Raw genomic sequence first — 24376 nt, 5'->3', positions numbered from 1 at the left:
ACTTCATTTATTATTTCAATTTCTATTACATAATCATGGGACGTTCACTAAAAAAAGGACCTTTTATAGCAGATAGCCTGCTCAAGAAGGTAGAAAAACAAAATACTGATAATGACAAGTCTGTTATCAAAACTTGGTCAAGATCCTCTACGATTTTACCTTTAATGATTGGTCACACAATCGCCGTACATAATGGCAAAACTCACATTCCAGTATTTATTACTGAACAAATGATTGGTCATAAACTTGGTGAATTTGCTCCTACACGCACTTACCGAGGTCATATAAGAGATAAGAAAGGAGCAAAATCATGACAAAAACACCTGAAACAACAAAAAAAGCAATTGCTCATGGGAATTACGTTCGCGGATCGGCCTCTAAAGTGAGAAGAGTTTTGGATCAGATAAGGGGTAGGTCTTATAGAGATGCATTGATTATGTTGGAATTTATGCCTTACAGATCTACAGACCCCATAACTAAAGTTCTAAGATCTGCTGTTGCCAATGCAGAACATAACCTTGGAATGGATCCATCCACCTTAGTTATTTCTTCTGCATGGGCTAATAGTGGTCCAGTAATGAAAAGGTATAGGCCCAGAGCTCAAGGTCGAGCTTTTTCAATTAAAAAACAGACTTGCCACATCAGCATTTCTGTTGAATCGGCTCCTACTGAAACTAATGCGGAGGTACAAAACTAATGGGACATAAAATACATCCTTCTGGACTAAGATTAGGAATTACACAAGAGCATCGCTCTAAGTGGTTTGCTACTTCTAAAACATATCCAATTCTTCTCCAAGAAGATTTTAAAATTCGTACCTTTATACAAAAAAAATATGGAGCAGCAGGAATTAGCGATGTTTTAATAGCTAGAAAAGCTGACCAACTTGAACTTGAATTAAAAACAGCAAGACCCGGAGTAATAGTTGGAAGACAAGGGAGTGGGATTGAAGAATTAAGATCTGGCATTCAAAAAACAATAGGAGATAGAACAAGGCAAGTAAGAATAAACGTTGTAGAAGTAGAACGTGTAGATGCTGATGCTTTTTTACTAGCTGAATATATTGCGCAACAACTTGAAAAAAGAGTCGCTTTTAGAAGAACTATCAGGATGGCTTTACAAAGGGCTCAAAGGGCTGGAGTTTTAGGTCTCAAAATTCAAGTAGGTGGAAGGTTGAATGGTGCTGAAATAGCTAGAACTGAATGGACTAGAGAAGGTAGAGTACCTTTACATACATTGAGAGCTGAAATTGACTACGCAACACGTGAAGCTAATACAACTTACGGTGTTCTAGGCATTAAAGTTTGGGTTTTCAAAGGCGAAGTTCTCCCTAAAGAAGAACAAACCATCCCTGTGGGTGCGAGCCCTAAGAGGAAAGCTAGTAGAAGACCTCAGCAATTTGAGGATCGTTCAAATGAGAATTCATAGGAGGTATAAAAATGCTTAGTCCAAAACGTACTAAATTCCGTAAACAACATAGAGGCAGAATGAGGGGTGTAGCCTCAAAAGGAAATACTATTGCATTCGGTCAATTTGCTCTCCAAGCTCAAGACTGTGGCTGGGTAACTGCACGTCAGATTGAAGCAAGCAGAAGAGCTATGACTAGATATATCAAACGTGGTGGTCAAATCTGGATAAGAATATTTCCTGATAAACCCGTAACCATGAGACCTGCCGAAACCAGAATGGGTTCTGGTAAAGGTAATCCAGAGTTTTGGGTCGCAGTTGTAAAACCTGGAAGAATACTTTTTGAAATGGGTGGTGAGGATATCACTGAGGAAACTGCAAAGGAAGCTATGCGTCTGGCTCAATATAAACTTCCTGTAAAAACTAAATTTATCTCAATTGATAAAAATCTAGAAAATTCCTCCCAAGAAAATACAAAAGATAGTAAAAAATCTCAAGAGGAGGTTAAACAATGAAAAACTCAGAGTCACTTAAGGAATTTAAAAAATTAAATTCTGAACAAATTACTGAAAAGATTGACCAATTAAGAAAAGATCTTTTTGACTTGAGATTCAAGCAAGCTACAAGACAGCTCAATGAAACTCATAAATTTAAAATTATCAAGAAACAAGTTGCGCAATTACTCACTCTCAGTAAGAATCAATCTGCTTCTCAAACAACTCCTGATTAATTATTAGTTATGGCACTTAAAGAAAGAATTGGTACTGTTGTCAGCGACAAAATGGATAAAACAGTTGTTGTTGCTGTTATTAACAGATATCCACATCCCACTTATAAAAAAATTGTAAGTAGAACTACTCGATATAAGGCGCATGATCCAGAAAATACATGCGTTTTAGGTGATCGAGTTAAAATTAGAGAAACTAGACCGCTTAGTGCTCATAAAAGATGGGCTATAGAAGAGATTCTCAATAAAACAAGTCAGGCTAAGGAGGTTAAAAAATGATTCAACAAGAAACTTATTTAACAGTTGCCGATAATAGCGGAGCAAAAAGACTCCAATGTATTAGGGTTTTAGGTTCAAATAGAAGGTATGCACATGTCGGGGATGTAATCGTAGCAACTGTAAAAGATGCTCTGCCTAACATGGGAGTCAAGAAATCTGAAGTTGTTAAAGCTGTTATCGTCAGAACTAAAGCAACCTTAAGAAGAAATACTGGTAATTCAATCAGATTTGATGACAATGCGGCAGTATTGATTAATGAAGATAAGAATCCAAAAGGTACTAGAGTCTTTGGTCCTGTAGCTAGAGAACTGCGGGATAAAAATTATACAAAGATTGTTTCTCTTGCTCCGGAGGTGATTTAAATGTTGGATTCATTAAAGCAAAAGAAAAATTTCCAGAGAATAAAAATGAGAATCAAAACTGGAGATTTGGTAAAAGTAATTAATGGAAAGGACAAAGGGAAAACTGGAGAAGTTTTAAAAACTATCCCTCTTGAAAATAGAGTAGTTGTAAAGGGAATTAACCTTAGGACCAAACATGTAAAACCAACTCAGGAAGGAGAAACTGGAAGAATTCTTACAGAAGAAGCATCTTTACATGCATCAAATGTAATGTTTTTTTCAAAGGATAAAAATCTTACAAGTAAGATTGAATACTTTATTGATAAAGAGGGGGTTAAGAAAAGAAGATTGAAGAAAACTGGTGAAGTAATTGATTAATTTTTCATCAGAAACTAGATTTCAACTTTTTCTAATTTATCAATTCTGACAAAGACCAGAATTAACAAAAAATTATGACTCTAAAAAATCGCTACAAAGAATCAATAAGACCAAAACTTTTAAAGGATCTTGGCCTTAAAAATATTCATCAAGTACCAAAAGTTGTCAAAGTCAACGTTAACAGAGGTCTTGGTGAAGCAGCTTCGAATTCGAAAGCTCTTGAAGCCTCTTTAAATGAAATGGCAACAATTACAGGACAAAAGGCTTTAGTAACTAGGGCCAAAAAAGCTATCGCGGGTTTTAAAATTCGTGAGGGCATGCCTATTGGTTGTACTGTAACTTTGAGAGGAGACAGGATGTATTCCTTTTTGGAGAGATTTATAAATCTAGCTTTACCAAGAATAAGAGACTTTAGGGGAGTTAATCCAAAAAGTTTTGATGGGAGAGGTAATTACACCGTTGGCGTGAAAGAGCAATTGATTTTTCCTGAAATCTCTTTTGATAAAATAGATTCAATAAGAGGTATGGATATAACTATTGTCACTAGTGCAAAATCAGATCAAGAAGGTAAAGCTCTTTTGCAGGAGTTAGGAATGCCTTTTAGTAAGAATTAAATTAAAACTATGTCAAATCACGATCCTATTTCAGATATGCTAACTCGAATTAGAAATGCGAGTCAAAAAAAGCATACAACCACAACAATCCCAGGTTCAAAAATGTCCTTAAGTATCGCTAAAGTACTTCAAAAAGAGGGGTTCATTTCTGACATTAATGAGGAAGGTGAAGGTTATAAATCACAAATAATACTCGGCCTCAAATATAGTGGAAAAAACAAATTTCCTACTATTCGATCTATGCAAAGAGTTAGTAAACCTGGTTTGAGAATATATAAAAATACTAGAGGTTTACCAAAAGTTCTTGGAGGTCTTGGAGTTGCCATAATATCAACTTCTAAAGGCGTTATGAGTGATCGCGATGCTAGAAAGCAAGGCATTGGCGGCGAAGTCCTCTGCTATGTTTATTAAGGAGAATTAGTCATGTCAAGAATCGGAAAAACACCAGTACTTATTCCAGAGAAAGTTACAGTTGATTTTGATGGATTAACAGTTACAGTTAAGGGCCCAAAGGGTGAGTTAAAACGTCTCATGCCTGAGGGTGTTAGTTTTGATAAAAAAGATAATACTGTTGTCGTAAGTCCTACCACAACCAAAATACATTCAAGGCAGAGACATGGTTTATGTAGGGCTTTAATTGCAAATATGGTTGAAGGGGTTACTCAAGGTTTTTCAAAGAAACTAGAAATTGTTGGCGTTGGATCAAGAGCACAAGTCAAAGGAAAAAATTTAGTTGTTAGTGCAGGATATAGTCATCCTGTAGAAATGATCCCCCCTGATGGTATAACATACAAAGTTGAGAGTAATACAAACGTTACCGTATCTGGAATTGATAAGGAAATTGTTGGCAATGAAGCAGCAAAAATCAGATCAATTAGACCTCCAGAGCCATACAAAGGTAAAGGAATTAAATATCATGATGAGAGAATTCTCAGAAAAGCTGGTAAATCTGGCAAAAAATAATTCCAATTAAAAAAATGACCAAACTTTCCAGGAAATTACAAACCCAAAAAAGGCATAGAAGATTAAGGAGATACTTAATTGGAGATGCAACGCGTCCAAGATTGTCTGTTTATCGCTCTAATAATCATATTTATGCTCAGGTTATTGATGATAGCGCTCAAACAACTATTTGCTCAGCTTCAACTGTTGATAAAGAACTAAAAGAAAAATCTGAGAAATTACCATCTGATTGTAACTCTTCTTCCATTGTTGGAAAATTATTAGCAAAGAGAGCGATAAAAAAAGGTATTAAGCAAGTAATTTTTGACCGTGGAGGTAATTTATATCACGGGAGAGTAAAGGCACTTGCAGATGCTGCCCGCGAAGCTGGCCTAGAATTCTAACTTTTTTTTTACTATGACTGACACTCCAACAAAACAAGAAATTCAATCCAAGAACGATAATGTTCCTGCAGCTACGCCAGTAGAACAAAAAAAGAATAATCGTAATGATCGCAAAAGAAATAGAAGAGGTGATTCAAAAAATCTAGAGAGAGATTCTGATTGGCAAGAAAGGGTTGTTCAAATTCGACGTGTTTCTAAGACTGTTAAGGGTGGAAAAAAAATGAGTTTTAGAGCAATAGTTGTCGTTGGTAATGAAAAAGGTCAAGTCGGAGTTGGGGTTGGTAAAGCTGGTGATGTCATTGGTGCAGTTAGAAAGGGAGTTTCAGATGGTAAAAAGAATCTTGTCAGAGTTCCATTAACGCCAAATAATTCAATTCCAACTTTATCTTTAGGTAGTGATGGTGCGGCAAACGTGCTGATTAGGCCTGCCGCTCCAGGTACAGGTGTAATTGCTGGCGGTTCAATTAGAACGGTTTTAGAATTAGCTGGTATAAAAAATGTCTTGGCAAAAAGACTGGGCAGTAAAACACCTTTGAATAATGCAAGAGCTGCTATGGTAGCTCTTTCTCAATTAAGAACACACAAATCTGTTTCAAGGGAGAGAGGCATCTCACTTGAACAGCTCTATTCTTGAAAATTATGACTTCAACACTAAATACACTTAAATCAAACTCTGGCTCGAGAAAGAAAAAATTAAGAAAGGGTAGAGGTATCGCAGCCGGTCAGGGTGCATCATGTGGTTTTGGAATGAGAGGACAAAAGTCACGTTCCGGAAGACCTACACGTCCAGGTTTTGAAGGTGGCCAAATGCCTCTATATAGAAGAGTTCCAAAATTAAAGCACTTTGAAATAATTAATCAAAAGAACTTTTCCATAATTAATTTAGAAAAATTAAATGATTTCAAAGATAACGATACAGTTAACATTGACTCACTAGTTAAGAAGGGATTAATTTTCAAACCAAAATTTCCTTTAAAAATCCTTGGTAATGGAAAAATTAATGTAAAGCTAAAAGTCCAAGCTCATTCATTTACAAAAGTTGCAAAACAAAAAATTGAGGACGCAGGCGGATCCTGCGAGCTTATAAATAATAAATAAATTTAGTAAAAATTTAGGTAAGCTTTAAAATGTTTGTCAACAAAAGTAGAAATCCTAGCGCTTCTGAAATACTTTCCCAATTATTTTTAAATAAAGAGTTAAGGAGTAGAGTTTTAACTACTTTAGGCCTTCTGCTTTTAGTAAGACTTGGTATATATATCCCTATGCCTAGTATTGATAGGGTCGCTTTTAAAAGTTTTATAGATCAAGGAGGGCAATTAATAGGTTTTTTAGATATTTTTACAGGAGGAGGAATTTCAACCTTAGGAATATTCGCATTAGGCATACTACCCTTTATTAACGCATCAATTATTATTCAGCTTCTCACAGCTTCATTGCCTTTTCTTGAAGATTTGCAAAAAAATGAAGGAGAAGCAGGAAGAAGAAAAATTGCTCAAATAACTAGATATGTTTCTTTAGGATGGGGTTTTTTACAAAGTATAATTTTTTCCTTAATTCTTAGACAATATGCTATCGAGGGGATAAGTGAAACCACATTTGTTTTACAAACCTCCATTGCCTTAGTTACTGGTTCAATGTTAGTAATGTGGTTTAGTGAAATTATTACGGAGAAAGGGATAGGTCAAGGTGCTTCACTGGTGATTTTTTTGAATATTGTTTCGACTTTACCTAAGGCTCTAAGTTCAACCATTGAAAAAGCTCAAACTGGCGATAGAGGAGATGTTTTAGGTATAGCAGTTTTACTTGGAGTATTTTTACTGACAATTGTTGGGATAATTTTTGTTCAAGAGGGAGCAAGACGCATTCCTATTGTTAGTGCAAAAAGGCAGATAGGAAATACAACACTACTTCCTACAAGGCAAAGTTATTTACCTTTGAAATTAAATGCAGGAGGAGTAATGCCTATTATATTTGCATCTGCTTTAATCTTTTTACCTATAACTATTGCAAATGTTACGGGCAATCCAGTCTTAATCAAGTTAGCAAGTAGTTTAAATCCAGGATCTTCTAATCCATGGCCATATGCTCTTACATTCTTCTCCTTGATTTTGGGGTTCTCGTATTTTTATGCATCTCTTACTATCAATCCTGTTGATGTAGCTTCAAATTTAAAGAAAGGAGGAGTAGCGATACCAGGAGTTAGACCAGGAACTAATACAGCAAATTACCTTTCAGGTATACAAAATAGGTTGACATTATTGGGAGGATTGTTTCTGGGTTCGGTAGCAATAATCCCAGCAGCAGTAGAAAGAGCTACAAATGTTCAGACCTTTCAAGGTTTAGGAGCAACTTCTTTGCTAATTCTTGTGGGTGTCGCTATAGATACTGCTAAGCAAATTCAAACTTATGTTATTTCACAAAGGTATGAGGGACTAATTAACAATTAATGAAGAAGCATCTACTATTTTTAGGAGCTCCTGGAGCAGGGAAAGGGACTCAAGCGGAATTGTTGAGTCAAACTACTTCTTACTTACATCTTTCTACTGGTGAATTATTAAGAAAAGAAATCGAAATGAATACTAACCTTGGTATCCAGGTAAAAGATATTATGAATCGCGGGGAACTAGTTAGTGATGAGCTCGTATTAAAGATAGTAAGACAAAATTTAGTTAAGGATAATATCGGTTGGATTCTAGATGGTTACCCAAGAAATTTATCTCAAGCAGATTCATTGAATGAAGTCTTATCTGAAATAAATCAACCTTTAGAAGTAGTCTTTTATTTAGATATTCCAGAAGAAGTGCTAATTGAACGTTTGCTTTTAAGGGGGAGAAAAGATGATACAGAAGAAACAATTAGAACAAGAGTTGATATTTATAAAAAAACTACTGAACCATTGATTCAATATTTTAAAGATCTTTCATTGTTAGAATATATTAATGCTGATAGAGATTTAAAAACCATTTCCTCTGATATCAAACAAAAAATGGCTTGATGATGATGTAGAATATAGTATTAACGTTTTAATTGTTAAACCCCTATGAAGGTCAGATCTTCAGTCAAAAAAATTAGTCCTGACGATCAGATCGTGAGGAGAAGAGGTAAAATCTATGTTATTAACAAGAAAAGACCTCGCAATAAACAGCGTCAGGGTTAAATTTAAACCCTTAAATTCAAACTTTTACTTATTCAAAACACGTGGCCAGGATTGCAGGAATTGACATACCTCGCGAAAAGCGAGTTGAAATTGCACTAACATATGTCTATGGAATTGGTTTAACGAGATCTAAGCTAATTCTTGCTAATACGGGTGTAAACCCAGATACTCGTGTCAAAGACCTTTCAGATGGTGACGTACAAAAACTTCGAGGTGCCACAGAGGAATTTACTTTAGAGGGAGATTTGAGAAGAAAAGAGGGGATGGCTTTGAAACGTCTGCAAGATATAGGGTGTGTCAGAGGAAGAAGACATAGAATGAGTCTTCCAGTAAGAGGTCAAAGAACTAGAACTAATGCAAGAACAAGACGTGGTTCTAGAAAAACAGTTGCTGGAAGAAAAAAATAATTAACTAAATCTATCTACAAAATGAAGTATTAAATTAAAAGATCATGGCAGCTACAGTAAAAAAAACAGGTTCAAAGAAATCTAAACGAAATGTACCTAATGGTGTGGTACATATCCAAAGCACATTTAATAATACTATCGTCTCAATTACTGACACCTCAGGTCATGTAATTTCTTGGTCTTCTGCTGGCGCAAGTGGATTTAAAGGCGCTCGCAAAGGTACGCCATTTGCCGCTCAAACAGCTGCTGAAGCTGCAGCTAGAAGAGCTCTTGATCAAGGTATGAGACAAATAGAAGTACTAGTTAGAGGGCCTGGCGCAGGTAGGGAAACGGCCATAAGAGCTTTACAAGTGGCCGGATTAGAAATAACTCTAATAAGAGATGTAACTCCATTACCTCATAATGGATGTAGAAGACCTAAACGCAGACGCGTTTAGGTTTGAACCATTCTCAACCCCAAAAAAACTCTTAACCTCATTATTTTCCGTGTTGCAATACCAGATTGACAGAATCGACCATCAAATAGCAGATGATCGCTCCCAAACAGGAACTTTTTTAATTGGTCCTCTTGAAAGGGGGCAAGCTACAACTTTGGGTAATTCTCTTAGAAGAGTCCTTATGGGAGGACTTGAAGGGAGTGCAGTTACAGCAGTAAGAATAGCAGGAATTAATCATGAATATGCCACTATCCCTGGAGTTAGAGAAGACGTTTTAGATATTCTTCTGAATTGCAAGCAACTATCAATAAATAGTTCTAATCCAGAGCTCGAAATCGGCAGATTAGTGGCGAGCGGTCCAATGGAGGTGAAGGCGAATGATATTCAATTCTCCTCTCAAGTTGAAATTGTTGATGGCGAAAAACCGATCGCAACAATTCAGGAGGGGCATAACTTAGAGTTGGAAATCCATGTTGAAAGGGGTGTTGGATATAGACCAGTCGACCGTAAGAGTGAAGAGACAACTGCTATTGATTTACTTCAAATAGATGCAGTATTTATGCCAGTGAAGAGGGTAAATTTTACGATTGATGAAACTGCTGTAGCAGAGGGCGCAACAGGAAGAGAAAGATTAAAAATGGAAGTAGTTACAGATGGCTCAACAAGTCCTGACGATGCTATTGCTGAAGCTGCAAATCAGTTAATAGAACTCTTTCAACCTCTTGCTACTGTCACAATGGTTGAGGAAATTCCTGAAGAACCCGAACCATCTCCTGAAGCTCAAATCCCCCTTGAGGAACTAAACTTGTCCGTTAGAGCATATAATTGTTTGAAAAGGGCGCAAGTTAACTCAGTTTCTGATTTAATGGGCTTCAGCTATGAAGATCTTCTAGAAATTAAGAACTTTGGCTCTAAATCTGCAGATGAGGTTATTGAGGCTCTTGAGCGCATCGGCATTTCTATTCCACAAAGCAGAACATCTGTTTAACAATTTTTAAGATTATGAGACACCAACTTAGAATTCCATTATTAAGTAAACCTGCTGACCAGAGAAAAGCACTTCTTAGAGGTTTAACTACTCAATTAATTAGGGAAGGTAGAGTAACAACAACAAAAGCTAGGGCAAAAGCTTTAAGAAATGAAGCTGAAAGAATGATTTCACTCGCTAAAGAGGGAAGTTTGGCTTCTAGGAGAAGAGCTATTGGATATATTTATGATAAGAAATTAGTTCATTCATTATTTGAGAAAGCAAAGGAAAGATATGGAGACAGGGAAGGTGGTTATACTCGCATAGTCAGAACCGTATCAAGAAAAGGAGATAACGCTCAGATGGCCATAATAGAGCTTGTTTAATTAAGTTATTAAGACCGCTTTTACTAGAAAATAACTTTTGAAAAGGGTAGCTTTACTAGTCCAATATGATGGATCTCATTATTCAGGCTGGCAAAAACAAAAAAATGCAAATACTATTCAAGAAATTTTAGATAAAGCTCTCTTAAAGATTACAAATCATACAGTTAAGACTTTTGCTGCAGGTAGGACTGATGCCGGGGTGCATGCATCAGGTCAAGTTATACATTTTGATATTGATTGTGTTATTCCAGGAAATAGTTATTCTGATGTCTTAAATAGTCTTTTACCCTCAACAATTAGGATTTTGGAATCAGTTGAGGTTAAAGATAGTTGGCATGCATGCTATTCAGCAAGTTATAGACATTATCGGTATGTCATTAATAACAGTAAATTCCCTAACTTGTTTATTAACAATTGGTCATGGCATAGATATCAAAAAGTATTAGATGAAGTTTTAATGTTAAATGCATCCAAGAAAATGGAAGGTGAGCATGATTTTTTTGCTTTTCAGAAAAGTGGAAGTAACAGGCAAAATTCTATTACAAAAATAAAAAATATAGATGTTAAAAGAGTAGAGGATTTGATTTTAGTTGATATTAAAGCTACTGGTTTTCTATATGGAATGGTTCGTTTAATTGTTGGTCAACTAGTTTTAGTCGGAGAAAAAAAAATATCGCCAGAAATTTTTACAGATAGATGGGTAAACAAAAAGAAAAATGATGTAAAGGAATCTGCTCCAGCCAAGGGGTTATGTTTTGTAAATGCTGTTTATGAAGAAAATGTTTTTAAAAAGATTAAAAACAACGATTTTTTTCCTATATTTTTAATTGAAGGTTTTTCTTAAAATAAATTTTAATTGAGCAAATTTTTTGTGAAAATCATTGGAAAATGTTGTTTATTATTCCTCTAATAAGGTAGAATTTAGAACTAACTTTAAATTTATTTGCATAAGTTTGGTAAATGAATAAAACAATTACTCCATCTTTAGAGACCATTGAAAGAAATTGGTTTTTAGTTGATGCAAAAGATAAGACACTTGGGAGACTTGCTACAGAAATTGCAACTGTTTTAAGAGGTAAGAATAAACCAACATATACTCCTCATTTAGATACCGGAGATTTTGTCATCGTAGTAAATGCCGAAAAAGTTGAGGTAACAGGTAAAAAAGCATCACAAAAGTTGTATAGAAGACATTCCGGCAGACCAGGTGGAATGAAAATTGAAAAATTTGAGTCTCTGCAAGAGAGAATTCCTGAAAGAATCATCGAGCAAGCTGTTAAGGGTATGCTGCCACATAACTCTTTAGGAAGACAGCAATTTAAAAAACTAAAAGTTTATAAAGGTGCTGATCATCCGCATGCTGCTCAGAATCCTGTATTATTAAATAGTTAATTTATCAAAATGAATAGTCAAATAAAAAACAAAGCTGTGTATTGGGGAACTGGAAGAAGAAAAACTTCAGTAGCTAGAGTGCGCTTGATTCCAGGCAATGGACTAATAAAAATTAATGGTCGTTCTGGAGATGATTACTTAAACTTTAATCCTCTACATTTAAATTCAATAAAAGCACCTTTGCAAACATTAGGTCTTGAAAATTCTTATGATATTCTGGTAAATGTTTTCGGTGGTGGATTGACTGGTCAAGCAGACGCTATCAAGCAAGGAGCAGCAAGAGCACTTTGTGAATTATCTCCAGACAATAGGAAGCCGCTTAAAACTGAAGGTCATCTCAGTAGAGATCCTAGAGCTAAAGAAAGAAGAAAATATGGTCTTAAAAAAGCAAGAAAAGCCCCTCAATTCTCTAAACGTTAAAGGAAATCTAAATTATGCCAAAATCAGAAATACACCCAAAATGGTATCCAGATGCAAAAGTTATTTGTAATGGAGAAGTTGTAATGACTACTGGCTCAACTCAGCCTGAATTACATGTTGACGTATGGAGTGGTAATCATCCCTTCTTCACTGGAACCCAGAAAATTCTTGATACAGAAGGAAGGGTTGACAGGTTTATGAAAAAATATGGAATGGGTTCAGCTAATTCAGCCACATCAAAAGAGCAAAAAGAAGAAAAAGATTCTAAAAAATAGATTTTCCAAAAATTAAGCAAAATTTCAATTGGAATACTCAACATTAATTGCAAGGTTGAAAACTGCTTCAGAAAGTTTTGAAAATTTGGAGGTTCAGCTTGCAGATCCTGATATAGCTAATGATCCCAAAAAATTAGAATCAATAGCAAGAGAAAGGTCAAAATTGGAACCATTGGTTATTGATTTTAATAAGTTGCTTGATACTGATAAAGAAATCGAAGATTCAAAAAATCTACTAAAAGAGAATAGAAATGATAAAGAAATGGAATCTTTGATAAACGAGGAGTTAATAAATCTAGAGGAAATTAAGAATGAACTGATTCAAAAAACCACTATCGCCTTATTACCAAAAGATCCTAGAGATGAAAGAAGTGTAATGTTAGAAATCAGAGCTGGTGCTGGAGGTAATGAGGCTTGTATTTGGGCTGGTGATTTAGCAAGAATGTATGAGAGATATGGACAAAAAATTGGATGGTCTGTAAAACCTGTTAGTGCTTCCGAGTCCGATATGGGTGGATTTAAGGAGTTAGTTATATCCGTTAAGGGTGATTCTGTATACAGTCAGCTTAAATTTGAGGCTGGTGTACATAGAGTCCAAAGAGTTCCAGCTACTGAATCCCAAGGTAGAGTTCACACCTCTACAGCTACAGTGGCAGTTATGCCTGAGGCTGATCCTGTTGAGGTTAAGATTGATCCGATTGATCTAGAGGTTGGTACCGCGAGATCAGGAGGAGCAGGGGGACAAAATGTTAATAAGGTAGAGACGGCTATTGATCTTCTCCACAAGCCTACAGGAATAAGAGTTTTTTGTACTCAGGAGAGATCACAATTGCAAAATCGTGAACGAGCGATGGAAATTTTAAGAGCTAAATTATATGAAATTCAATTAAAAGAAGCTAATGCAAAAGAGAGATCACAAAGGCTTTCTCAGGTTGGGACAGGCGATAGGAGTGAAAAAATTAGAACTTATAATTTTAAAGATAATAGGACAACTGATCATAGATTAGGTTCCAATTTTTCACTTGAGCCAATTCTTGCTGGTCAATTAGATGAAGTAATTGATGCATGCATAGCGCAAGAACAAAAAAGAATGATGGAAGATTTTAATAACGAAGTGAATTAAGTTTTTATTTTTATTAGATTGCAACCCCTATTACGTATTTACTCCATTCTTTATGTCTGCCAGAGTCAATTTGTCTTGTAGCCTCAAAATTGAGATTACTTAGTGGACGATAAGGCTTCCGTTTTAAAGGCATATTTGCTTCTTCAGGGGTTCGATTACCTTTTGCTACATTGCATCTAAGACATGCTGTAGTGACATTTTCCCAGATATCAGTTCCACCTCTGCTTCTAGGTAAAACATGATCTATTGATAAATCGCTTCCCCTGTAGTTACAGTATTGGCAACAATTATTATCTCTTAGAAGAATATTTTTTCTCGTTAGAGATACTTCCCTAAATGGAATCTTCACATAATAACGAAGTCTTATAACTGTTGGTAATTTTCTGCCGCAATGTATTAAAAAAGAGTTATCCTCCTCTAAGCTTTCTGCTTTACCCTTGATCATTAAAATAACAGCCCTTCTCCAAGAAGTAATGTTTAAAGGTTCATAAGAAGCATTTAAAACTAGAGTCTGGCTCATGCCAAAATACAATTTACATGTCATGCTAACTGTATATTTCAATAAGCGCATTTAATTATGCAGAGTTAATGCAAATTCGGCAAACAAATCATGAATTTAATTTTGGAAGTTATCCAACATTTGGACATAATATTGATCCAAAACAAAGAGCTTGGATTGAAGTAAGAGGTAAAGCACTAGAGACAAATGTCAGGAATTTAAGATCTAAATTAAGTAAAAATTGTCAATTTATGGCAGTGGTTAAAGCTGATGGTTATGGACATGATGCCAAAGTAGTTTCTGAATATGCTATTAGGGGTGGAGCTTCTCAATTAGGCGTTGCCACTCTAAAAGAAGGGGTTAAGCTTCGTTCTTTTGGAGTAAAAAAACCAATTCTTATTCTCGGAAATCTATATACAAAAAGGGATTTAATAATATCTTTTAAAAATGATCTGATGCCAACTATTAGTAGTATAAGAGAGTGTTTGATTTGCAATAATATCGGGAAGCAATTTGGGTTAAAATTTTCTTTACATCTTAAGGTTGATACTGGAATGTCAAGATTAGGATTTGAATATAGTAGATTTATTCAGAACTTTGAGAAAATAAAATCTTTTGAGAATATTTTAATTGAAGGAATATATAGTCATTTATCTTCCGCAGATGAAGATAACGCATTAGATCCTAAAAGTATTACACAACTACAAAGACTGAAGTTCAATGAATTATTAAAGCAAATTAATCTTGATAGAAATAATGAAATTAAGATTCATTTGGCTAATTCAGCGGCAATGCTTCTTAACAAAGACTTTCATTTTAATATGGTACGTGTGGGGCTCTCTATGTATGGATATAGTCCCCTAACAAAAATTGATAAAAACTTATCGCTTGAACCAGCTTTATTTTTGAAAGTTAAAGTAGCTTTTATTAGGACTATTGAACCTGGTGTAAATGTAAGTTATGGAGGAAAATTTGTAAGTTGCAGAAAAACTAAATTAGCTGTCTTAAGTATTGGTTATGCAGATGGAGTTCCGAGAAATCTTTCAGGCAAGATAAAAGTTATTTACAAAAATAAACTTTACCCCCAAGTTGGATCTATAACAATGGATCAAATGATGGTGGACATAACAGGTTCAAATGAAATTAAAGTTGGTAGTACTATGATTTTACTAGGATCTGATGGAGACAAAACTATTACTCCTATTGATTGGGCAAAAGAATCCGATACTATTCCATGGGAAATTCTTTGTTCTTTCAAAAATAGATTGCCAAGAGTTCAAGTTGATTAGACATTTCGATTAAATAAATAATTTTGAATGTTTGCAGAAAAATTGATAATCTATAAGAACTGGAGAGGTGGCTGAGTGGTTGAAAGCGGCTCCCTGCTAAGGAGTTACAGGAGGTAACTTTTGTCGAGGGTTCGAATCCCTCCCTCTCCGTAATTATTTGGTTCGTGGAAGTTTATAAGAGTTCCCTGAGGTTTCAGATCTACTGATATGACTACATATACCAGCATATAAGGTGCTTATAGGTTTGCACAAGTTCAATATTAAGTCCACAAACTGGTGGGTAAATTGTTGGGTAAAACGAATATCTGGAGTAAAAATGGTGGGTAGAGATAACGTAGTCAGAGAAAACGTTCTAAGCGATTATGGTGGGTAAAATATATTATTAAATTGATAAAAAAATTTTTTACAGGATGGATGTTATAGTACCAAAAAAAATAATATAAATAATACGAACTTTTATGTTCAAAAAGATTGAAATTTGGATACTTTATTTAATTGTTTTTTTAGGCATACCCATAACAATTGGTTTTGGTGTACTTGTCAGGCAAGAATTGATAGGGAGCACCAAATTAGGAAGGGTTTCTAAAACTGCATTATTTCTTGCAGAAATACCTATGAATTTAAAGAAGATATTTTTGAGCAATCAACTACAAGTTGCTGGAGAAAGATTTCCACTATTAGATAACTTTAATGGTACGCCTAATTCTAGTGAATCTTATCTTTTACTTTCCAGGTATGACCGAGATTTAAAAGAGGGAATTGTTGAACTTGTAGATTTAATGAACTTTAAAGTGTTACATACCTGGAATCCAGATATTAATAAATTTAACGACTCCGTAAAGCAGAGTGGTGAGTTCAAATATTTAAATAGGGATGGAAATAATTCAAGATTTTTACTTCGTCATCCTCTTCTTCTTAAAGATGGTGGTTTGGTTTTTCAAGATTCAAGTCCTTTAATGAAAATAGATGAATGTTCTAATTTGATTTTTCAAAATACTCAGGATAGATTTCATCATTCAATTGAAACAGATATTGATGGCAATATTTGGGTCCCCTCATATATGTATCCCCAAACTCTTCCTGTTGAAAAAGTAGGTAGAGATATTGTTGAGGAGAATGGATATATTGACGATGGAATTGTGAAATTATCTCCTAATGGAGAAGTTTTATTTGAAAAATCTGTATCACAAATATTTATAGATAATAATCTAGAATCTCTTTTATTCTCTTCAGGAGATTATAGGTTTGTGAAAGATCCAATTCATCTTAACGATATACAACCGGTTGACTTTGATGGAGAGTATTGGAAGAAGGGAGACGTATTTTTATCTATAAACTCTCAATCAATGCTTATTTTATATAGACCGTTAACTAATCAAATTATTTGGCATGGTAAAGGACCTTTTTCTCGAGTACATGATGTAGATATATTAGATGATTACAGAATATCTGCTTTTCATAATAACTACAAATTCTTTGTAAACACTAATGTGGTAGACGGTAACAATGAGGTAATTATTTACGACTTTAATACTAATAAATATTCAACTTATCTCGAAGAAAGTTTAGTTGAAAATGATGTCAGAACAAAGACTAACGGAAGAAGTCAGATTTTACCGAACGGTGATTTATTTATTGAAGAAACAGATTTTGGAAGAACACTATACTTTGATTCAGATGGTTCACTTAGGTGGACGCACGTAAATCGTGCAGATAATGGAAATGTTTATGGTATTGGTTGGTCCAGAATTCTTTATACCCCAGAAAGTATTAAAATTGTGAAAAATTTCTTAGAAGCAAGAGGTAAATGCAATGATTAATGCAGTAATATACATCTCTCTGTCTATTAACTTTTCTCAATATTTTTCTTATATAGGTCCTGGAATGGGCGGTGGAGTTATTGCTGCTATTTTTGGAATTATTGCGGCATTTTTTTTAGGATTATGGGGGATTTTATATTACCCAATCAAACGTGCCTTCAAGAATAAGAAAACGAAGCAGATGTTATCTAAAAATGATAAGCAAAAAGGTAAGTGAATCATATCATTCTTCTTCTTCTTTGTTTATTATCGGTTGAGATATTTATTATTTTCAATTACATTCATTTAATTAAATTAACAGTTAATGTAAGCAAGAAAGCAGTACTTATTATATTGAATAAAAATATTAGCGATCACTGGAAAGAAAATATTATCCCCAAATATTCATTGCAGATGACGAAGTATTCACTGCAAATGTTATTGATTTTATTTTTGATTATTTTTATTTTTCTTATTGCAGATAACTTGTTTAGCGGCTTTATTGCTTTTATATTGTCTTGGAAAGGAATTATTGAATCTATATTAATTACATTTTCTTATGCCTACATTAGAAAACTAATTTTTTAAATGAATAATTACTCTTGGTTAGAACAAAAGTTGCATAAATTTGCTCTTTCATCACAATTTATGCGTGAAGTAACTTTTGATGTCGAAAGTACAAATATTTCCTCTGCAAGTAAAACTGGAAATCATATTTTTATTACAGGACTTGCACGAGCAGGTACAACAATCTTACTGAATGCAATTTATAAATCTAATTTATTTGCCTCCTTAACGTATTCTGATATGCCATTCGTCCTCGCACCAAATTTGTGGTCTAAAATATCTTTCAATAAAAGACATTCAGAATTTAAGGAAAGAGCACATGGAGACGGAATTAAAGTCTCCACAGAATCACCAGAGGCGTTTGAGGAGGTATTTTGGAAAACTTTTGCAAAAGAAGAGTATGAAGAATTAGAAGATAAGTTTAGAGTTTGTGTAGGAAATATTGTTCATAAGTATAAAAAAAAAAGATACCTTAGTAAGAATAATCAAAACATAAAAAGAGTTAAATTGATTAATTCTATTTTCAGTAAATCAAAAATACTTATTCCTTTTAGAGATCCAATACAGCATGGATATTCCTTGCTGACACAGCATAAAAGATTTATTGAGGAATCTAAAAAAGATAAGTTTATATCAAAATATATGAAATGGATTGGACATACAGAATTTGGTCCAAATTATGCTCCCATTTATAATGAGAACATAAATTTTGATATTGATTTAGATATTAATCATTGGATAGAACAGTGGTATCTTACATATCATAACGCTTATAAATTCTTAAAGAATAACCAGAACGTACATTTCATTTCTTATGAAAAACTTTGTTTAAATAAAGAATATTGGTTTCAAATCCAAAAATTACTGAACATAAATAAACCTTATGATTTTGAATTTAAAGAATCAAAACAAAATATTTCATTAAAAATTGATAAAGAGTTGAGAGAAAAAGCATTGTCCTTATATCTTGATTTAAATTGTTTAACTCTTATGAAAAAAGAAGATTAAAAATATATGTCGAGAAAGTTCTAATTATTTAATTATTAATTAGTAATTTCAATAATAAGGCCAGTTAATTTCATTTAAGCAAATGGTGGGTAATTTGAATTTGGTGGGTAAATTACGTCGATCTTGTCTCATATTAGTTCGTATTAGTTCATTCAGGTTTTCTAGTGTTCTCTTTCTAGTGACTCCCCCTTCGTAATTTTTTCAGAAAATTTTTTAATTAATATTTGGTTTAAAACAATTCAAGATTAATATCTTTTAGTTCATAAATAGAATTTAAAATCAAGTCTGCGCCTGCATTTCTAAGATTTGTTTCGTAAGAATTACGTTCTTTTAATCGAGAATTCAAATGTAAGTGAGGGGGGGCTATTCCGATACTTATGAATTTCTGAGATGGTATTTCCTTTCTAGCGTTAACTACCGTATTTATATCTGCAATAGTATCACCTACATATGCAATTGGAATATTTGATTCCCCAAGTTTATCTCCACTAAGTTTTTTTGATAAGTTAATTAAACCTTGAGGATCTGGCTTGTCAGGGGCATCTCCCATAGATATTAATGGTGGTGATTTTAGTCCAAGTCTTTTTTCTAAAACAAATTTTGCAGAAGCAGACTCTGCACCACTAACAAAACCCCAGATTATTCCATTTCTTTGAATTACATCAAAAAACTTTTTATCAACTAATAACTCCTCATTTGTTATGTATCCAGACCAATATTTACTATCTTTATTTGGATCTCCACCAAAGTAAAACTCTTCAAAACATTTTACTATTGCCTCTCTTGAAGGAATTTTAAGGTTTAAGCTCTCTTTTTTGATACATCTTTTTATAAGCTCTAAACTTAAATCCCAATCATTATTCCAAATCCCTTCATTTTTTGCATTATCAATATCTATATAACTTGGCTCCCATCCCGAAAATTTGTAAACTGTTTTTTTTAATGAAAGTCTGTAACTATTTTCTACGCTGCGGATTACCCCATCTATGTCAAATAAAATTAAACCAATATTTTTCAATTAATTATTTAACTATTATTATAAAAAGATTAGTCTTCTTATAAAAAAAAAGCAAAGAAAAACTTCCTATATTATTAAATTATGGATTATTGAAACTTAATTTTTTAAGTATCCTCTGGGAGTGAGAAATATTTCATCAACTAAGGTTGTTTGAGAATTGCCAATAATAATGATTGATAACATATCAATCTCTTTAAAAGGGATAGTGTTTAAAGTAAAAAATTTTTTGGATTGATTTTCTCTCCCTACTTGTCTAGCTATTAAAACTGGAGTATTCCCAAGCCTAGATTTTAAACATATATCTATTACAATTTTTAGCTGCCAATTTCTTTCAATGGATTGTGGATTAAATAAAGCTATTACAAAGTCACCCATAAGAGCTCCTGCAATTCTTTTTTCTATTAAAGACCATGGAGTTAATTTATCGCTTAAGCTTATTGAACAAAAGTCATTCATTAATGGTGCTCCACTAATCGCAGCAGCCAATTGAACACTACTTATACCTGGATGAACTTCAAAGTAAGGTCTATATTCTATTTTGATTTTTTGAAGTAATTCTAAAAGTAAACCAGCCATGCCATAAAATCCAGATTCACCTGAAGAAATTAAAGCCACTTTTATTCCTTCCTCGGCTAGTTTAATTGCTTTACTGCATCTATCTTTTTCTTCAGTAAGTTTACTTTCAATTAAAACTTGATCATTCCTTTTTAAGGGCTTAATTAAATCTAAATACATTTTGTATCCGATCCAAACAGTACATCTTGAAAGTGCTTTTTTTGCATTACTAGTTAAAAAGGAGATATCACCAGGCCCACTTCCAATAATATGTATTTCGCCATGGGTTGGATTATATTGATTTTTTGATTCTGCTACAGCAATAGTTACTGCCCCAGATTGATTTTTAAAAATTCTTTTTTCTTTTAATAATTTTGATTCTTCTCCAGCTGCCAGTAAGCAAGAGGCTTCTGCTACGGAAGGTGTGCCAATTTCCTTCTGAACTACGGTTGATGGATTTGGAACAATTATTGTTGAAAGATCTTCTTTACTAAAAAACTTTATAGGCAAGTTTTTTTCTTTGGAAAGTTCTAAAATTCCTTTCTCATCTTTTTTAATATCAATAGTTGCAAATCCCGCAATTGATTGCTGAGAGAAATTTCCTGACTCCAAAAAATTATTAAAAGAATTTGCTATTAATTCTTTGCTTGTATTTCTTTCACATCCAATGCCAACCCATAATACGGGAGGATGCCAAGTAGTTAAATGCTTTTTGAATATACTTACATGAAATGTTGAATCTGGTTTTTCAGTTTCTTTTTCATTAATTTGATTAATAATCTCAGCTGATTCTGAAGTTTTCCATAAGCTATTACCAGATAATTGTTTGCAAAAAATTTCTTCGTTCTTAGCTTGTTTAATTACTAGTTTTGACCAATCCTTTATTTTGCCAGATCTTTTCCAACCCCATTGATACCCAAATGCATCAAGATTTAAAAAGCTTTGATCATTGGAATTATTAGTTTCTATTATTTCGCCACCAAATAAATTAGCAATTTGAAACGCAATATTTTGCGTATTTGAATGATGTAAGCCAATTAAAGGAACTATCTTGGAGCATTTTTTATCTATAACGATTACACTTGGATCTTGATCTTTAGAGGTTAAAAAAGAATTTATAATGCGTATTGATGCAGCAATTGAGCCTATAAAAATTATTAAATCTATCTCCGACCATTTTTTAAGTAAAATTTTTTTTGGTTTTTGTACTTGAATAAGTTCATTTACTTTTCCTGCATCTTTAGAAGAACCTGCAATATAGATGTCTTTGACAAATTCAGTTTTTTTAAGTCTTTTTAAAATTTCTTTTGAATTATTAGATAGACCTATCGCAATGCCTTTCAAATTAGAAACTATTGGTAGTAACTTTGAAATTATATCCTGTCGCTGGATTTAAAAAATTTTCTTTGAAATATAAAAAAAAATTTAAGAAATTTATATAAAATTTGAGTAAAAATACTCATAATTTAGTCATAGACTAGAATTTAACAAAATTTTCATATAGTAACAATCATTAGAACATTTGTTACGTTAATGCATAACGAAAGAATCTTTGCCTTATTATTTTTGAAACGAATATCTAAAGTTCCGAAGGTATCGTTTTCTTGAACATTATCATTAAAAATAGGTTCAAGATCCGATCTATCGGCTTTAATGTCAATTATTTTCGAGGTGCTAGATGACCATCAGCCCACCAGAAAGTGGAGAAAAAAACAAAAAAGTTTTGGAAGATCCTGTAAAGGCCGATCCAAGACCTATTGATTTTGCCAAATTAGATAAGCCAGGTTTCTGGTCAAGTAAATTATCTAAAGGTCCAAAAACTACAACTTGGATCTGGAATTTGCATGCTGATGCACATGATTTCGATGTGCATACAGGCGATGCTGAAGAAGCAACAAGAAAAATCTTTTCAGCTCACTTTGGACATCTTGCAGTCATTTTTATATGGATGAGTGCTGCATTTTTCCATGGAGCAAGATTTTCTAATTACTCAGGTTGGTTAGCTGATCCAACTCATGTCAAACCAGGAGCTCAGCAAGTATGGGCAATCGTTGGTCAAGAAATGCTTAATGCTGATCTTGGTGCTAATTACAACGGTATTCAAATTAGTTCAGGAATATTCCACATGTGGCGAGCATGGGGAATCACTAATGAGAGTGAACTCATGGCTTTGGCAATAGGTGCTGTTGTAATGGCTGCACTTATGCTTCATGCTGGAATTTTTCATTATCACAAAGCGGCTCCAAAAATGGAGTGGTTTCAAGATATAGAGTCTATGCTTAACCACCACATAGCTGGTTTAGTAGGATTAGGATCTTTAGCATGGGCTGGCCATTGTATTCATATCGGAGCTCCTACTGCGGCTCTCTTAGATGCAATTGATGCAGGTTCTCCTTTAGTTATTAATGGGAAAGAAATAGCAACAATTGCAGATATGCCTATGCCGCATCAACTCTGCGATCCACAAATTATCGGTCAGATATTCCCTGGATTAGCAAGTGGTACAGGCAATTTCTTCAGTTTAAATTGGTTAGCTTTCTCAGACTTCCTTACTTTCAAAGGTGGACTTAACCCTGTGACAGGTAGCTTGTGGATGACTGATGTTTCACATCATCATTTAGCTTTTGGTGTAATAGCAATAATCGGTGGTCATATGTATAGAACCAATTATGGAATTGGTCATAGTATGAAAGAAATATTAGATTCACAACAAGGCGACCCAATATTATTCCCTGCGCCTAAAGGTCATCAAGGACTTTTTGAGTTCATGGCAGAAAGTAGACATGCACAGCTATCGGTAAATCTAGCGATGCTTGGATCAATAAGCATTCTTGTATCTCACCACATGTATGCGATGCCTCCGTATCCTTATATAGCTACTGACTACATGACAGTTCTTGGATTATTTACCCATCACATGTGGATAGGTGGATTATTCATAGTTGGAGCAGGTGCGCATGCTGGAATTGCAATGGTTAGAGATTATGATCCAGCAAAACATATTGATAATGTCTTAGACAGAATTCTTAAGGCAAGAGATGCTTTAATCAGTCACTTGAACTGGGTATGTATGTGGTTAGGATTCCATAGTTTTGGACTCTATATTCATAACGATACTATGAGAGCTTTGGGTAGACCTCAAGATATGTTTAGTGATTCAGCAATCCAACTTCAGCCAATCTTTGCTCAATGGGTACAGAGTATTCAAGCATCTGCTGTTGGAACTTTTCTTTTAGCAGGTACTTCAGAAGCTTTACCTCACAAAGCTTTAAGTGAAGTTTTTAATGGAAGTTTAGTAGAAGTTGGCGGAAAGGTAGCTATAGCGCCAATTCCATTAGGTACAGCTGATTTAATGATTCATCATATTCATGCTTTCCAAATACATGTAACTGTCTTGATACTTCTCAAAGGAGTACTTTATGCAAGAAGTTCAAGGTTGATCCCTGATAAAGCTTCTTTAGGATTTAGATTTCCTTGTGATGGACCTGGAAGAGGTGGTACATGTCAAGTTTCTTCATGGGATCACGTTTTCTTAGCTCTCTTCTGGATGTATAACTGTTTATCAATAGTTATTTTCCACTTCTCTTGGAAAATGCAGAGTGATGTTTGGGGACTTACTGGTGGTAATTTCGCACAAAGTTCAATTACTATCAATGGTTGGTTAAGAGATTTCCTCTGGGCTCAAGCTTCTCAAGTATTAACAAGCTATGGTCAATCAATAAGCATGTACGGTTTGATGTTCTTAGGTGCTCATTTTATATGGGCGTTCAGTTTAATGTTCCTCTTCAGCGGTAGAGGATATTGGCAAGAATTGTTCGAATCAATTGTTTGGGCACACAATAAACTAAAGGTTGCACCAACTATTCAGCCCCGAGCTCTATCTATTACTCAGGGACGTGCAGTAGGTGTTACACACTTCCTAGTAGGTGGTATTGCTACCACATGGGCCTTCTTCCATGCTCGCCTTTTCGGGCTGGGCTAATAA

The 24376-nt window shown here is 34.1% G+C and carries 35 protein-coding genes and 1 tRNA gene; 33 read left to right on the top strand and 3 right to left on the bottom strand.

Translation table 11 applies throughout. The annotated features are described in order from the left end of the window. Window positions 1–35 precede the first annotated feature (35 nt). From rpsS to prfA, 26 genes are all read left to right on the top strand, one after another. Window positions 36–314, top strand: a complete 279-nt coding sequence (gene rpsS / locus A9601_RS17375) for a 30S ribosomal protein S19 (RefSeq protein ID WP_011819167.1) — start codon at window positions 36–38, stop codon at window positions 312–314. Continuing rightward, window positions 311–697 carry a 50S ribosomal protein L22 gene (gene rplV / locus A9601_RS17370; protein ID WP_011819166.1) on the top strand — a complete coding sequence of 129 codons (387 nt, stop codon included), beginning with the start codon at window positions 311–313 and terminating at the stop codon, window positions 695–697. Before rpsS ends, rplV begins: the two co-directional genes overlap by 4 nt. Then, a complete protein-coding gene (gene rpsC / locus A9601_RS17365; protein WP_011819165.1) occupies window positions 697–1428 on the top strand; it encodes a 30S ribosomal protein S3 in 732 nt (243 codons plus the stop codon). Before rplV ends, rpsC begins: the two co-directional genes overlap by 1 nt. Window positions 1429–1439: 11 nt before the next feature. Beyond that, window positions 1440–1922: a 50S ribosomal protein L16 gene (rplP, locus tag A9601_RS17360; protein ID WP_011819164.1), complete on the top strand. Its 483-nt coding sequence runs from the start codon at window positions 1440–1442 to the stop codon at window positions 1920–1922. Continuing rightward, complete coding sequence (gene rpmC, locus A9601_RS18450) at window positions 1919–2137, top strand: 50S ribosomal protein L29 (RefSeq protein ID WP_011819163.1); 219 nt, start codon at window positions 1919–1921, stop codon at window positions 2135–2137. Before rplP ends, rpmC begins: the two co-directional genes overlap by 4 nt. 9 nt (window positions 2138–2146) lie before the next feature. Then, the gene (rpsQ, locus tag A9601_RS18445; protein WP_011819162.1) at window positions 2147–2413 is read left to right on the top strand and encodes a 30S ribosomal protein S17; all 267 of its coding nucleotides are present in this window, start codon (window positions 2147–2149) and stop codon (window positions 2411–2413) included. Continuing rightward, window positions 2410–2775 carry a 50S ribosomal protein L14 gene (gene rplN, locus A9601_RS17345; RefSeq protein WP_002807235.1) on the top strand — a complete coding sequence of 122 codons (366 nt, stop codon included), beginning with the start codon at window positions 2410–2412 and terminating at the stop codon, window positions 2773–2775. The genes rpsQ and rplN overlap by 4 nt, the downstream gene beginning before the upstream one ends. Further along, window positions 2776–3132 carry a 50S ribosomal protein L24 gene (gene rplX, locus A9601_RS17340; RefSeq protein WP_011819161.1) on the top strand — a complete coding sequence of 119 codons (357 nt, stop codon included), beginning with the start codon at window positions 2776–2778 and terminating at the stop codon, window positions 3130–3132. Between the two features lie 74 nt (window positions 3133–3206). Beyond that, window positions 3207–3746, top strand: coding sequence for a 50S ribosomal protein L5 (gene rplE / locus A9601_RS18440; RefSeq protein ID WP_011819160.1), 540 nt, complete (start codon window positions 3207–3209; stop codon window positions 3744–3746). A 9-nt stretch (window positions 3747–3755) separates the two neighbouring features. Further along, complete coding sequence (rpsH, locus tag A9601_RS18435) at window positions 3756–4157, top strand: 30S ribosomal protein S8 (protein WP_011819159.1); 402 nt, start codon at window positions 3756–3758, stop codon at window positions 4155–4157. Window positions 4158–4169: 12 nt separating this feature from the next. After that, window positions 4170–4709: a 50S ribosomal protein L6 gene (gene rplF, locus A9601_RS17325; protein ID WP_011819158.1), complete on the top strand. Its 540-nt coding sequence runs from the start codon at window positions 4170–4172 to the stop codon at window positions 4707–4709. 14 nt (window positions 4710–4723) lie between these two features. Beyond that, entirely contained in the window at window positions 4724–5092 is a 369-nt protein-coding gene (gene rplR / locus A9601_RS17320) for a 50S ribosomal protein L18 (RefSeq protein WP_011819157.1), read from the top strand. A gap of 13 nt (window positions 5093–5105) precedes the next feature. After that, window positions 5106–5726 carry a 30S ribosomal protein S5 gene (gene rpsE, locus A9601_RS17315; protein ID WP_011819156.1) on the top strand — a complete coding sequence of 207 codons (621 nt, stop codon included), beginning with the start codon at window positions 5106–5108 and terminating at the stop codon, window positions 5724–5726. Between the two features lie 5 nt (window positions 5727–5731). Next, the gene (rplO, locus tag A9601_RS17310; protein ID WP_011819155.1) at window positions 5732–6190 is read left to right on the top strand and encodes a 50S ribosomal protein L15; all 459 of its coding nucleotides are present in this window, start codon (window positions 5732–5734) and stop codon (window positions 6188–6190) included. Between the two features lie 29 nt (window positions 6191–6219). Continuing rightward, window positions 6220–7539, top strand: a complete 1320-nt coding sequence (gene secY / locus A9601_RS17305; RefSeq protein WP_011819154.1) for a preprotein translocase subunit SecY — start codon at window positions 6220–6222, stop codon at window positions 7537–7539. After that, the gene (locus tag A9601_RS17300) at window positions 7539–8087 is read left to right on the top strand and encodes an adenylate kinase (RefSeq protein ID WP_011819153.1); all 549 of its coding nucleotides are present in this window, start codon (window positions 7539–7541) and stop codon (window positions 8085–8087) included. Before secY ends, A9601_RS17300 begins: the two co-directional genes overlap by 1 nt. A gap of 45 nt (window positions 8088–8132) precedes the next feature. Continuing rightward, window positions 8133–8249: a 50S ribosomal protein L36 gene (rpmJ, locus tag A9601_RS18395; RefSeq protein ID WP_011377173.1), complete on the top strand. Its 117-nt coding sequence runs from the start codon at window positions 8133–8135 to the stop codon at window positions 8247–8249. Window positions 8250–8290: 41 nt separating this feature from the next. Further along, window positions 8291–8656, top strand: a complete 366-nt coding sequence (gene rpsM / locus A9601_RS17295; protein WP_011819152.1) for a 30S ribosomal protein S13 — start codon at window positions 8291–8293, stop codon at window positions 8654–8656. A 44-nt stretch (window positions 8657–8700) separates the two neighbouring features. Then, entirely contained in the window at window positions 8701–9093 is a 393-nt protein-coding gene (rpsK, locus tag A9601_RS17290) for a 30S ribosomal protein S11 (protein ID WP_002805825.1), read from the top strand. Between the two features lie 49 nt (window positions 9094–9142). Further along, window positions 9143–10081 carry a DNA-directed RNA polymerase subunit alpha gene (locus A9601_RS17285; protein WP_041484570.1) on the top strand — a complete coding sequence of 313 codons (939 nt, stop codon included), beginning with the start codon at window positions 9143–9145 and terminating at the stop codon, window positions 10079–10081. Between the two features lie 14 nt (window positions 10082–10095). Further along, a complete protein-coding gene (gene rplQ / locus A9601_RS17280; protein WP_011819150.1) occupies window positions 10096–10446 on the top strand; it encodes a 50S ribosomal protein L17 in 351 nt (116 codons plus the stop codon). Between the two features lie 37 nt (window positions 10447–10483). Then, window positions 10484–11290, top strand: coding sequence for a tRNA pseudouridine(38-40) synthase TruA (gene truA, locus A9601_RS17275; protein WP_011819149.1), 807 nt, complete (start codon window positions 10484–10486; stop codon window positions 11288–11290). Window positions 11291–11406: 116 nt separating this feature from the next. Continuing rightward, entirely contained in the window at window positions 11407–11838 is a 432-nt protein-coding gene (gene rplM, locus A9601_RS18430) for a 50S ribosomal protein L13 (RefSeq protein WP_011819148.1), read from the top strand. A gap of 9 nt (window positions 11839–11847) precedes the next feature. Continuing rightward, window positions 11848–12258: a 30S ribosomal protein S9 gene (gene rpsI, locus A9601_RS18425; protein WP_011819147.1), complete on the top strand. Its 411-nt coding sequence runs from the start codon at window positions 11848–11850 to the stop codon at window positions 12256–12258. 14 nt (window positions 12259–12272) lie between these two features. Next, window positions 12273–12533, top strand: a complete 261-nt coding sequence (gene rpmE / locus A9601_RS17260; protein WP_011819146.1) for a 50S ribosomal protein L31 — start codon at window positions 12273–12275, stop codon at window positions 12531–12533. Between the two features lie 28 nt (window positions 12534–12561). Further along, on the top strand, window positions 12562–13656 hold the full coding sequence (prfA, locus tag A9601_RS17255; RefSeq protein ID WP_011819145.1) for a peptide chain release factor 1: 1095 nt from the start codon (window positions 12562–12564) through the stop codon (window positions 13654–13656). 13 nt (window positions 13657–13669) lie between these two features. Here prfA and A9601_RS17250 read toward each other — a convergent pair whose 3' ends face one another. Beyond that, window positions 13670–14227 carry an HNH endonuclease gene (locus tag A9601_RS17250; protein WP_011819144.1) on the bottom strand — a complete coding sequence of 186 codons (558 nt, stop codon included), beginning with the start codon at window positions 14225–14227 and terminating at the stop codon, window positions 13670–13672. Between the two features lie 17 nt (window positions 14228–14244). Here A9601_RS17250 and alr point away from each other — a divergent pair, with 17 nt between their 5' ends. From alr to A9601_RS17220, 6 genes are all read left to right on the top strand, one after another. Beyond that, entirely contained in the window at window positions 14245–15444 is a 1200-nt protein-coding gene (gene alr, locus A9601_RS17245) for an alanine racemase (protein WP_011819143.1), read from the top strand. Window positions 15445–15505: 61 nt separating this feature from the next. Next, window positions 15506–15594: transfer RNA gene (locus A9601_RS17240), tRNA-Ser, on the top strand. A 94-nt stretch (window positions 15595–15688) separates the two neighbouring features. Further along, window positions 15689–15817: a hypothetical protein gene (locus A9601_RS18975; protein ID WP_263890294.1), complete on the top strand. Its 129-nt coding sequence runs from the start codon at window positions 15689–15691 to the stop codon at window positions 15815–15817. A gap of 85 nt (window positions 15818–15902) precedes the next feature. After that, window positions 15903–17264: an arylsulfotransferase family protein gene (locus tag A9601_RS17235; RefSeq protein ID WP_011819142.1), complete on the top strand. Its 1362-nt coding sequence runs from the start codon at window positions 15903–15905 to the stop codon at window positions 17262–17264. Continuing rightward, the gene (locus tag A9601_RS17230; protein ID WP_011819141.1) at window positions 17257–17481 is read left to right on the top strand and encodes a hypothetical protein; all 225 of its coding nucleotides are present in this window, start codon (window positions 17257–17259) and stop codon (window positions 17479–17481) included. The genes A9601_RS17235 and A9601_RS17230 overlap by 8 nt, the downstream gene beginning before the upstream one ends. 350 nt (window positions 17482–17831) lie before the next feature. Continuing rightward, the gene (locus A9601_RS17220) at window positions 17832–18818 is read left to right on the top strand and encodes a sulfotransferase (protein WP_011819139.1); all 987 of its coding nucleotides are present in this window, start codon (window positions 17832–17834) and stop codon (window positions 18816–18818) included. 229 nt (window positions 18819–19047) lie between these two features. Here the strand turns inward: A9601_RS17220 and A9601_RS17215 are convergent, their stop codons facing one another. Together A9601_RS17215 and cobJ are read right to left on the bottom strand one after the other, a co-directional pair. Next, entirely contained in the window at window positions 19048–19836 is a 789-nt protein-coding gene (locus A9601_RS17215) for a TIGR01548 family HAD-type hydrolase (protein ID WP_011819138.1), read from the bottom strand. Between the two features lie 96 nt (window positions 19837–19932). Next, window positions 19933–21735 carry a precorrin-3B C(17)-methyltransferase gene (gene cobJ / locus A9601_RS17210; protein WP_011819137.1) on the bottom strand — a complete coding sequence of 601 codons (1803 nt, stop codon included), beginning with the start codon at window positions 21733–21735 and terminating at the stop codon, window positions 19933–19935. 334 nt (window positions 21736–22069) lie between these two features. Here cobJ and psaA point away from each other — a divergent pair, with 334 nt between their 5' ends. Then, on the top strand, window positions 22070–24373 hold the full coding sequence (gene psaA, locus A9601_RS17205; protein ID WP_011819136.1) for a photosystem I core protein PsaA: 2304 nt from the start codon (window positions 22070–22072) through the stop codon (window positions 24371–24373). Window positions 24374–24376 lie beyond the last annotated feature (3 nt).

The sequence above is a fragment of the Prochlorococcus marinus str. AS9601 genome (assembly GCF_000015645.1).
In the GTDB taxonomy this organism is placed as follows: Bacteria; Cyanobacteriota; Cyanobacteriia; order PCC-6307; family Cyanobiaceae; genus Prochlorococcus_A; species Prochlorococcus_A marinus_O.
The sequence above is the reverse complement of the archived record's forward strand: the minus strand, read 5'-3'. Positions and strand labels throughout refer to the sequence as shown.